Raw genomic sequence first — 9771 nt, 5'->3', positions numbered from 1 at the left:
CCCTCGCACTCCCCTCCACGCCGAGGGCCGGTCCCCCACCTCGTGGGACCGGCCCTCCGGGAACCTGCGCGCCGGGCTCAGCCCTGGAGGGGCAGTCCGCCGAGCAGCGGGTTGTGCGTGTTCAGGGCGGCCGTCGCGCCCTTGACGGTGCTGAGCACGGAGTCCTTGTTCTCCGTGTCGAGCGCGTCCGACTGGTGCTGCAGGGGCATCACGTCACCTGCGGTGAGGGGCCCCTGGGTGAGCGTGTTCACAGCGCCGTTGAGGCTGGAGGGCGTGAGGTCGGCGGGGGTCGCGAACGCGGGTGCGGCGGCACCGGCGATCACCATGGACCCGGCAACGACAGCGGCAGCCTTCAGGGACTTCATCGGGTTCCTTTCTTCGGCGACTCGGCAACGCGAGTCACCCGGGGGAATTCTGACGCCGTGCCTAACGATCCCCGGCGACGGCGGAAACCCCGCGCGCAAAAGCTTTCCGTACCCCGGCGCGGGGCCCACCCGAACGCCGAGGTGCGGAAAGGGAGAGGCGCCCCGCCGTCAGCCGGCGGGAACCGGCGCGGGCGGCGCGAGCGGCAGCTCCGTCGCCACGGCCGGCAGCGTGACCGGCAGTTCCGGGGTCGTGGCCGGCAGAGCCGGAGCCTCCACCGGCAGCTCGGGCGTCTCCACCGGCAGCTCGGGCGTAGTCGGCAGTTCGGGGGTTTCCGGCAGCGCGGGCAGCTCCGGCAGCAGGTCCTCCACGGCCGGCAGGGACAGGCCGTCCACCAGGGACGTGACCATGGCGGCCAGGCCGTTCACCAGGCTCGTGGCCGACGAGAGGATCTGGCCGACGTCACCGGAGGCGGCCGCCGCGAGCAGGGCGTCGACCTGCTTGTGCACGTCGGCGAGCACGTCGTCCGTGATGTCGGCGGCCCGGTTCTGCGCCCTGGTGCCGGCGCTGGGTGGTGTGCCGGTCGGGGCGGCGGCCTTGGTGACCTCGGTGAGGGCCTCCTCGGCGGCGGCGCCCAGGCGTCTCGCCCGGTCGGCACCGATCCGGTCCCCGCCGGACCTGAGGGAGGTGTCGAGCAGGTCCGTGACGGGGGTGAGCCCCGGCTGGACCTCGTCGAGCACCCTGGCACGGGCGAGGAGCGCGTCCGCGCCGGTGAGGGGCGCGCTCGGCACCGCATGGGTGCGCTCGCGCGTCGCTGCGCCGTCGGCGGCCAGGGCGGTGGGAGCGGCGATGCCGAGAACGAGGGTGGCGCAGAGGGCGGTGAGAGCGGTACGCCGAACGGGCAGACCACGCATGGAGGTTCCTTTCGATATGCGTCAGGACGCAGCTCCAGCGTGAGAGGGTGCCTCACCCCACGCAACACGAAGATCATGCTCCGCGACCACTTCGGGTGAGGCATCGCCCCTGGTCGGACGACGGGTCAAGGCCCGGGGGCCGTGTCGCGGCCCCCTCCCCCCGTTCGGGGCAACGGGAACGGCCGCCCTCCTGGCGGAAGAGCGGCCGTTGGACGCCGAACGCGTCGTGACCTCGAACCGGGGTGACGTCAGTCGTTGACGCAGGTGTTGCCGAACGCCGGGTTCAGCAGGCCGATCACGTTGATCGTGTTGCCGCAGACGTTGACCGGGACGTGCACGGGAACCTGCACGACGTTGCCGGACACGACGCCCGGGGAGTGCTCGGCGATGCCGTTCGCGCCACTGTCGGCGGCGGCGATGCCGGAGGCGCCGGCGACGGCCGCGGCGGCAACGGAGGTCAGGACCAGGCCCTTCGCGATACGCGACATGGAGAGGTGCTCCTTGGGGGTTTGTGACACATGCACACGGGCGGGGATGCCCGGCGCTGTGTCAACGCGAGACGCCGCCCGGGGTTGTGCCGCCAATGGGGTGAAGTGACGAGGGATCACGCTTCACCATTCCGACACACATGACCGACTTCTCCGCATTAATCCGTATAGCGACTAGAGTTGCGGACCGTCCCCCGCACCCCTATTGCCAGCAAATCGCACCTTTTCCGAAAGGGTCCCGCCGGTCATGCGCCACTCCCTGGGTCCGCTGCTGCGCCGCGCGACGGTGGATGTCCCCGCCCTCGCCTCCCTCCGGGCCGCCGGCGGTGCCCTGGCCACCCCGGCGCCGCCCGGCGCGGAGGCCGAGCGCCTCGCCCCCACCCGGCTGCGCGGGGTGCCCGTCCCACGCGGTGCGGACGGCAGGGCGGGGCTGGTGGCCTACGACGGGGACCGCGGCCGTTCGGGTGATTCGATCACGTTCTCGACCGGCTCGCGGGGCGTCTCGGCGCTCTCCGAGCCGGTCAATCCATCTGACGATGTGTTGAACTCCACGATCAGCGAGCCGGGGGCGGCTCCGGCGGCGCGTGTCCCGGCGTACGCCAACACGCTCGGTCACGACTCCGGTGTGTTCGATCTGCGAGCGGGTTTGCGGCGCGGCGGTGACCAGCTGGCCTTCCGGCTCGTTTCCCAGCGGGACGCGGCGTGGGCCGGCGTGCTCTTCGTCGCCGTCGGCACACGGAAGCAGTAGGCGCGTTCCCGCCCCGTCCCCGAGCGCCACCCGTGAGCGAGGAAACCGCGCGATGCATCAGCCAGAACCCGACGTCGGACCGCGGGTCCTGCACCTCACCCAACCCGTGGACGGCGGCGTCGCCCGCGTCGTGACGGACCTGGCGCGCGCCCAGCTCGCCGCCGGGCTGCACGTCATGGTGGCCTGCCCCGACAGCGCCCTCGCCGCGGACCTGCGGTCCCTGGGCGCGGACGTACGGCGTTGGGAGGCGTCGCGGGCGCCGGGGCCCTCGCTGCCCGCAGAGGTGCGGCGGCTCCGGCGGGTGCTCGACGCGGCGCGGCCCGACCTGGTGCACGCGCACAGCGCGAAGGCCGGGCTCGCCGGGCGGCTCGCCGTACGGGGGCGGATCCCGACCGTGTTCCAGCCGCACGCCTGGTCGTTCGAGGCGGTCGGCGGGGCCACCGCCGCTCTCGCCCTCCGGTGGGAGCGGTTCGGGGCGCGGTGGGCCGACCGACTGGTGTGTGTGAGCGAGGCCGAGCGGGCGACCGGGGAGCGGGCCGGGATCACCGGACGGTGGACGGTCGTCCCCAACGGCATCGACCCTCGGCGCTTGCACCCGGCCCCCGTCGACACCGTGCGCGCCGCGCTGCTGCCGGGCACCGACCCTGCCCTCCCGCTCGTGGTGTGCGTGGGGCGGCTGTGCCGGCAGAAGGGACAGGACGTGCTGCTCGCGGCGTGGGACGCCGTCGCTGCCCGGGTGCCGGGCGCCCGGCTCGCGCTGGTCGGCGACGGCCCGGACCACGACGCGCTGCGCTCCCGCGCCCCGGAGTCCGTGCTGTTCGCGGGGTCCGTCGCCGACGCCGTGCCCTGGTACCAGGCCGCCGACCTGGTGGTCCTGCCCTCGCGCTGGGAGGGCATGGCGCTGGCCCCGCTGGAGGCGCTGGCCTGCGGCCGGCCCGTGGTGGTGACCGAGGTGGACGGCGCCCGCGAGAGCCTGCCGGCCGCGCTCGCGTCCCGTTGTCTGGTCGCCCCCGAGGACCCCGCCGCCCTGGCCACAACGGTCACGGAGCTGCTGCTCGACCCGCTGCTGCGGGAGTCCCTCGGCCATCAGGGGCGCCGTTACGTCCTGTCCACGCACGACGTGCGGCGCACGGCCGAGCGGGTCGCGGGCGTGTACCGCGACCTGCTCGGCCGGGAGCCGTCCGCGGCCGGTCACCCGGCGCGGGTCGTGCCCACCGAGTGCAGGGAGTCCATCCACTCGTGACTGCGGAAAGCACCGTCCCCTCCCCCGGCGCACAGCCCGGGTTCGCCCACGTCTCGGTCCTGCCGCGGCGTGAGAGCGGAGCGGGATTCCGGTTCCCGGCCCGGCGGCCCGCCATCCGGCCCGTCTCGCCGCTGCCCCTGCTGCTGACCGACGGTCTCGCCGCGCTGGCCGGCGCCCTGGCGCTGGCCGGAGCACAGCGCCGCCCGCTGCTGGTCGCCGCGCTGGTGGCGGTCACCATGCTGCTGCGCCCGAACCACTCCCGGCCGGTGGCCGGGGTCCTGGACGAACTGCCCTCCGTCTGCGGCCGGATCGCGGTGGCCTGGCTCACGCTGGGGGCGCTCGTGGCGGCGTACGCCCCGGCGCACGCTCTGTCCGCGCGCATCCTGGTGCTCGGGTTCACCGCGCAGGCCCTGACCGCCTGCACCGGACGGGCAGCCGTCCATCTGCGGCGCCGCCGGGCACTGCTGCTCCGCCCGCGCGCCGCGCTCGTCGTCGGTCCGGCGGCCACCGCGCAGCGGGTGGCCGCGGCCGTGCTGCGCCACCCCCGCTACGGAGTACGGCCCATCGGCATCGTCGCCGAACACGCCGGCCACCCGGACGGCGCCGACGGGCTGCCGGTGCTGACCACGGGTCAGGAGGTGCAGCGCGCCCTCATCCAGAACGGCGTCCGCGAGGTGCTGTGCGTCCACCCGTCGGTGCGCACCGCGCAGGGTCCGCTGCTGCGGGCGCTCGCCGAGTCGGGCTGCAGGGTGTGGGAGGTCGACGCCGACACCCCGTCGTACGCGACCCGTGAGCAGCTCGCCGGGTTCGCCTGCCGTCGGCTGGACATGGGCAGCGGGCGCGGTGGCGGGCTCGGCAAGCGGCTGCTGGACATCGCGGTGTCCGGGACGCTGCTGCTGCTGGTCAGCCCCCTGCTGCTGGTGTTCGCGGTGGTGCTGCGGCTGACCAGCGGGCCGGGCGTGGTGTTCCGGCAGGAGCGCATCGGCAGGGACGGGCGCCCGTTCACCCTGCTCAAGTTCCGCACCCACCGTCCGGTCGACGAGCACGAGTCCGCGACCCGGTGGAGCGTGGCGGGCGAGGTGCGGATGAGCCCGTTCTGCCGTCTTCTGCGGGAGACCTCGCTGGACGAGCTGCTCCAGCTGTGGAACGTGCTGCGGGGCGATATGAGCCTGGTCGGGCCGCGGCCCGAACGCCCCTACTTCGTGGGCCAGTTCAGCCAGACCTACCCCGGTTACGCGGCCCGGCACCGGATGCGGACCGGGATCACCGGTCTCGCCCAGATCCATGGGCTGCGCGGCGACACCTCCATCGAGGACCGGGCCCGCTTCGACAACGCCTACATCGACAACTGGTCGCTGTGGCAGGACATCTGCATCCTGCTGCGCACCGCGGCCGCCCTCGTGCGACCGACCGGGAGCTGAAACCGTCCGATGAGCCTCGCCCTGCCCGTGCCCCGTCTGCGGACGCTGTCGCCGGTGCTGCCCGTCGTCGCCGTGGTGGCCCTGCTCGCGCTGCCGGTCTCCCCCGGTGGCGAGGGCGGAGCGGGACCGGCCGACGCGCTCTCCGCGCTCGTCGTGCTGTTCTGCGCGGTCCGGCTGCTGCGGCAACGGCGGCGCCCCCTGTCCCGTACGGCGGCCGTGGTGCTGGGGCTGCCGGTGGCCGGGCTCGCGCTCGCCGCGATGGGGGCGTCCTCGCCCGGCGCGGGCATCGGCGGCCTCGGCCGCTACCTCCAGGTGTTCGTCCTGGTCCCGGCGGCGGTACTGCTGCTGATCCGCGACCGTTCCGACTTCCGGCTGCTGGCCTGGTCGTTCGTGGTGCTCGCGGGCTGGCAGGGTGCGGTCGGCGTGCACCAGTACGTCACCGGGACCGGCGCCTCCTACCAGGGGGAGGAGATCCGGGCGGTCGGTACCTTCGGCGCGCAGGACGTGATGGGCATGGCGACGGTCGTGTCCTTCGGGCTGGTCTGCGCGGCCGGCCTGGCCCTGGGCCGGTCCTCGGTACGGCAGCGGGCGATCGCCACCGCCTGCGCGCTGGGCCTGCTGCTGCCGCTCGCGCTGTCCTTCAGCCGGGGCGCGTGGATCGCGACGGCGGTGACCTGTGCGGCGCAGCTGGTGCTGGCCGGGCTGCGGCGGGCGGTGAGGGCCGGCGCGGTCGTCCTCGCCGCGGGCGTGGTCCTGGTCGGCGGCTTCGGCGTCGGTACGGCGATGCTCCAGGAGCGCATCGGCAGCATCACGCAGGTCGCGGACGCCCCCGACCAGTCGGTCACCGACCGGTACACGATGTGGGCGGCGGCGGCCGGCATGTGGCGCGAACAGCCGCTGACCGGCGTCGGGTTGAAGGGTTTCTCCGAGCACCGGGACGCGCACGCCTCGCTGGCCCTGTCGGCCGGCAGCGACACCGAGGGCGCCGGCGCCGGATACCGCAAGCAGCCGCTGCTGTCCCCGCACAACATGTACCTGCTGGTCCTGGGCGAACAGGGCCTGATCGGGCTGCTCGCGCTGGCCGGCAGCTGGCTGGCGCTGCTGGTGTGCGCGCTGCGCGGGCTGTTGCGCGCCCACCGGGACCGGGCACCCGGCCTCGACTGCGCCCTCGTCGCCTGCGGCCTCCTCGTCTGGCAGCTCACCGACTTCCTGTACGCCGACATCGGCGGGCCCTCGACGGTGCTGACCGCGGTGGTGCTGGGTCTCGCCGCCTGGTGGGCGCTGGTCGGGGCGGAGGAGGTTCCCGGCGGCGAGGAGCCGGCGGGCCCGGCCGGGCGTGCGCGGGCTCTCGGGAGCGGTGGGCGCGAGGAGGCGCTCGGGCGATGACGGTGACGCCTTCCCGGACTCCGCGGGCGGACGGCGACGCGGGCAGTGACGTGGACGTCACGGTCGTAGGGCCGGCGCGGCCGGCCGGACGGCACGGGAAGCGGCACGAGAAGCGGCCCCGGAAGGCGCTCGGGAAGGTGCTCGGGAGCGCGCCCGCGGGTTCACCCGAACCACCCCTGTCCGAACCACCCGTGTCCGAACCACCCCCGCCCGAACCGCCCCCGGCCTCCGGAGGGTTCCTCGCCCGTGCCGCCCTGATCACCGCCGTCCTGTCGGTCGCCGGGTCGCTGCTCGGGCTGGTCCGCGATCAGGCGCTGGCCCGGCTGTTCGGGGCGGGGCGGGACACGGACGCCTTCCTCGTCGCGTGGACGGTGCCCGAGTTCGCGGCCACCCTGCTCATCGAGGACGGGCTGGCGTTCGCGCTGATCCCGGCGTTCAGCATGGCCCTGGCCCGGCGCGCCCGGGGGGCCGGCGGCGACCCGGTCCGCGCCCTGGTCGCCGGGACGCTGCCGCGGCTGTCGCTGGCGTTCGTCGCGGTGGGCGTCCTCGTCGCGGCCCTCGCCTCCCAGGTGGTCGGGGCCCTCGCCCCCGGGCTGCCCGACCCCGCGTTGGCCATCGACTGCACCCGGCTCACCGCGACCTGCGTGGTGAGCTTCGGGCTCGCCGGGTACTGCAGCGCGGCCCTGCGCGCGCACCGGCGGTTCGTGGCACCGGCGGCGATCTACGTGGCGTACAACACGGGCATCGTGACCGGGATGTTCGTGCTCGGCGAGCGCTGGGGGGTGCGGTCGGCGGCGGTCGGGGTCGCGGTCGGCGGGTGCCTGATGGTAGCCGTACAACTGCCTTCGCTGTGGGGTCAGTTGCGTAAGCGTGGCGCGCAGGCTGCCGGGGTGGCGGAGGAGCCTCGGCCGCTGGGCGGGGCGATCGTGGCGACCGTGCTGCTGTTCGCGCTGTGCCGCCAGTCGCAGGTCCTGGTCGAGCGGTTCCTCGCCTCGCAGTTGCCGTCGGGGGCGATCTCGCATCTGAACTACGCGCAGAAGGTCGCGCAGATGCCGATGATCCTTTCGCTGATGGTGTGCACGGTCACCTTCCCGGTGGTCGCGCGGGCGCTGGCCGAGGGCGACACCGAGCGGGCCCGCGACCGGGTGCAGCGGGACCTGGCGCTGGCCGCGTGCGTGGTGCTGCTCGGCACGGCCGCGGTGGTGGCCTGCGCTCCACAGATGATCGAACTCTTCTTCCAGCGGGGCGCGTTCACCGGGCGGGACACCGTGGCGACGGCGGGCGTGATGCGGGTGTACGCGCTCGGGCTGCTCGGCCAGACCCTGGTCGGGGTGCTGGCCCGCTCCTACTTCTCGACGGGCCGCGCCTCCTGGTACCCGGCCGGCGCGATGGCCGTCGGGATCGTCGTGACCTCCTGGCTGGGCGCGCTGTGCGTGACGCCCTGGGGGGTGTACGGCATCGCCGCCGCCAACGCGGCCGGCATCACCGTCACCGCCCTGGTGCTGCTGGCCGGCGCCACGGGCGGCCCGGCCGGGACGGCACCCCGGCGGGGCGCGCACCGCGTGCCGCGCTGTGTGCCGCTCCATGTGCCGAGCGTGCTGCGCGAGTTGAGCCGTCCGGTGGGCGCGGCCCTGATCGCGGCCCCGGCGGGCGCCATCGTCGGGAGCCGTTTCGGCGAGCCCGCGGCGGGGCTGGCCGCCGGGACGCTCACCGTGACCGCCGTTTTCGTCCTGCTCGGCTGGGCGCTGGGCGCCCAGGGCATCGCCTCCGCACTCCGATCCGTACGTTCCGCGACCCGAAGGCTGCCGTATGTCCCTTCCCGTTGACGCCGCAACCGGCCCCGTCCCCTGGGTGGCGATGTACCACTCCGTGGGCGACTGCTCCGACGATCCGTACCGCATCACGGTCACGCCCGAACGGCTGGACCGGCAGCTTGCCTGGCTGGCCGGGCAGGGCCTGCGGGGCGTCTCGCTGGCCGAACTGCTCGCCGCCCGCGCGCGGGGCGAGGGCCGCGACCTGGCCGGCCTGACCTTCGACGACGGCTACGCCGACTTCCTCACCGCCGCCCTGCCCGTGCTGCGCCGGCACGGCTGCACCGCGACCCTCTTCGTGCTGCCCGGCCGGCTCGGCGGCGACAACGCCTGGGACCCGCTCGGCCCGCGCAGACCGCTGCTCCGCGCCGACGGCATCCGCGAGGCCGCCGCCGAGGGCGTCGAGATCGGCTCGCACGGCCTGACCCACCTCGACCTCACCACGGCGGACGACGCCACCCTGAAGGCCGAGACCGCCGGCAGCCGCGCCGCCCTCTCCGACCTGCTCGGCACCGACGTCGCGGGCTTCTGCTACCCGTACGGGACGGTCGACCGGCGCGCCGTGGACGCCGTACGGGACGCCGGATACGCGTACGCCTGCGCGATCGACCCCGGCCCGCTCACCGGCCCGCACGCCCTGCCCCGCATCCACATCGGGCAGAACGACACCGCCGCCCGGCTGTACCTCAAACACCGGCTGCACCGGCTGCGCCGCCGTCCCGTGGCAGGCCTGCGATGAGGGCGCTGCACATCATCACGGGCCTCGGCGTCGGCGGTGCCGAGCAGCAACTGCGGCTGCTGCTGCGGCATCTGCCCGCCGACTGCGACGTCGTGACACTCACCAACCCGGGACCGGTGGCCGACGGTCTGACCGCGGACGGGGTGCGCGTCGTCCACCTCGGCATGGCAGGCAACCGCGACCTGGGCGCCCTGCCCCGCCTGGTCCGCATCATCCGCTCCGGCCGGTACGACCTCGTCCACACCCACCTGTACCGCGCCTGCCTCTACGGACGCCTCGCCGCGCGCCTCGCGGGGGTGCGCGCCGTCGTCGCCACCGAACACTCCCTGGGCGACTCGCAGATGGAGGGCCGCCCGCTCACCCCGGCCGTCCGCGCCCTGTACCTGGCCGGCGAACGGCTGGGGCGCGCCACCGTCGCCGTCTCCCCCACGGTCGCCGAACGCCTGCGACGCTGGGGTGTCCCGGCAGGCCGGATCCAGGTCGTCCCCAACGGCATCGACCTGGTCCGCTTCGCCTTCGACCCCGTCCGGCGCCACCGCACCCGCCGCCGCCTCGGCCTGCCCGACCACGCCCGGGTCATCGGCGGTATCGGCCGCCTCCACCCGGGCAAACGCTTCGACGTCCTGATCACCGCCCTCGCCGGACTCCCCGCCGACCA

At 74.8% G+C, this 9771-nt stretch carries 9 protein-coding genes and 1 pseudogene; 7 read left to right on the top strand and 3 right to left on the bottom strand.

Going from position 1 to position 9771, the window contains the following annotated elements; all coding sequences use genetic code 11:
* Positions 1 to 77: 77 nt before the first annotated feature.
* From P1P75_RS35980 to P1P75_RS35970, 3 genes are all read right to left on the bottom strand, one after another.
* On the bottom strand, positions 78 to 365 hold the full coding sequence (locus P1P75_RS35980; protein ID WP_319263415.1) for a hypothetical protein: 288 nt from the start codon (positions 363 to 365) through the stop codon (positions 78 to 80).
* Positions 366 to 533: 168 nt separating this feature from the next.
* Positions 534 to 1277: a hypothetical protein gene (locus P1P75_RS35975; protein WP_319263413.1), complete on the bottom strand. Its 744-nt coding sequence runs from the start codon at positions 1275 to 1277 to the stop codon at positions 534 to 536.
* Positions 1278 to 1525: 248 nt separating this feature from the next.
* A complete protein-coding gene (locus P1P75_RS35970) occupies positions 1526 to 1765 on the bottom strand; it encodes a chaplin (protein WP_086771960.1) in 240 nt (79 codons plus the stop codon).
* Positions 1766 to 2162: 397 nt separating this feature from the next.
* Here P1P75_RS35970 and P1P75_RS35965 point away from each other — a divergent pair.
* The 7 genes and pseudogenes from P1P75_RS35965 to P1P75_RS35935 all read left to right on the top strand — a co-directional run.
* A pseudogene (locus P1P75_RS35965) lies at positions 2163 to 2513 on the top strand (DUF3344 domain-containing protein); the annotation flags it as partial.
* 52 nt (positions 2514 to 2565) lie between these two features.
* Positions 2566 to 3756, top strand: coding sequence for a glycosyltransferase (locus tag P1P75_RS35960; protein WP_319263411.1), 1191 nt, complete (start codon positions 2566 to 2568; stop codon positions 3754 to 3756).
* Complete coding sequence (locus P1P75_RS35955) at positions 3753 to 5177, top strand: exopolysaccharide biosynthesis polyprenyl glycosylphosphotransferase (protein ID WP_319263409.1); 1425 nt, start codon at positions 3753 to 3755, stop codon at positions 5175 to 5177. Before P1P75_RS35960 ends, P1P75_RS35955 begins: the two co-directional genes overlap by 4 nt.
* A gap of 9 nt (positions 5178 to 5186) precedes the next feature.
* Entirely contained in the window at positions 5187 to 6563 is a 1377-nt protein-coding gene (locus P1P75_RS35950; protein WP_319263407.1) for an O-antigen ligase family protein, read from the top strand.
* Positions 6560 to 8389, top strand: a complete 1830-nt coding sequence (locus P1P75_RS35945; protein ID WP_319263406.1) for a lipid II flippase MurJ — start codon at positions 6560 to 6562, stop codon at positions 8387 to 8389. The genes P1P75_RS35950 and P1P75_RS35945 overlap by 4 nt, the downstream gene beginning before the upstream one ends.
* Positions 8373 to 9113, top strand: a complete 741-nt coding sequence (locus P1P75_RS35940) for a polysaccharide deacetylase family protein (protein WP_319263404.1) — start codon at positions 8373 to 8375, stop codon at positions 9111 to 9113. The genes P1P75_RS35945 and P1P75_RS35940 overlap by 17 nt, the downstream gene beginning before the upstream one ends.
* Positions 9110 to 9771 (top strand): glycosyltransferase (locus P1P75_RS35935; protein ID WP_319263403.1); only part of this gene is annotated, 662 nt, incomplete at its 3' end. The genes P1P75_RS35940 and P1P75_RS35935, both read left to right, overlap by 4 nt.

The sequence above is a fragment of the Streptomyces sp. ID05-39B genome (assembly GCF_033794725.1).
Lineage (GTDB): Bacteria > Actinomycetota > Actinomycetes > Streptomycetales > Streptomycetaceae > Streptomyces > Streptomyces bobili.
The sequence above is the reverse complement of the archived record's forward strand: the minus strand, read 5'-3'. Positions and strand labels throughout refer to the sequence as shown.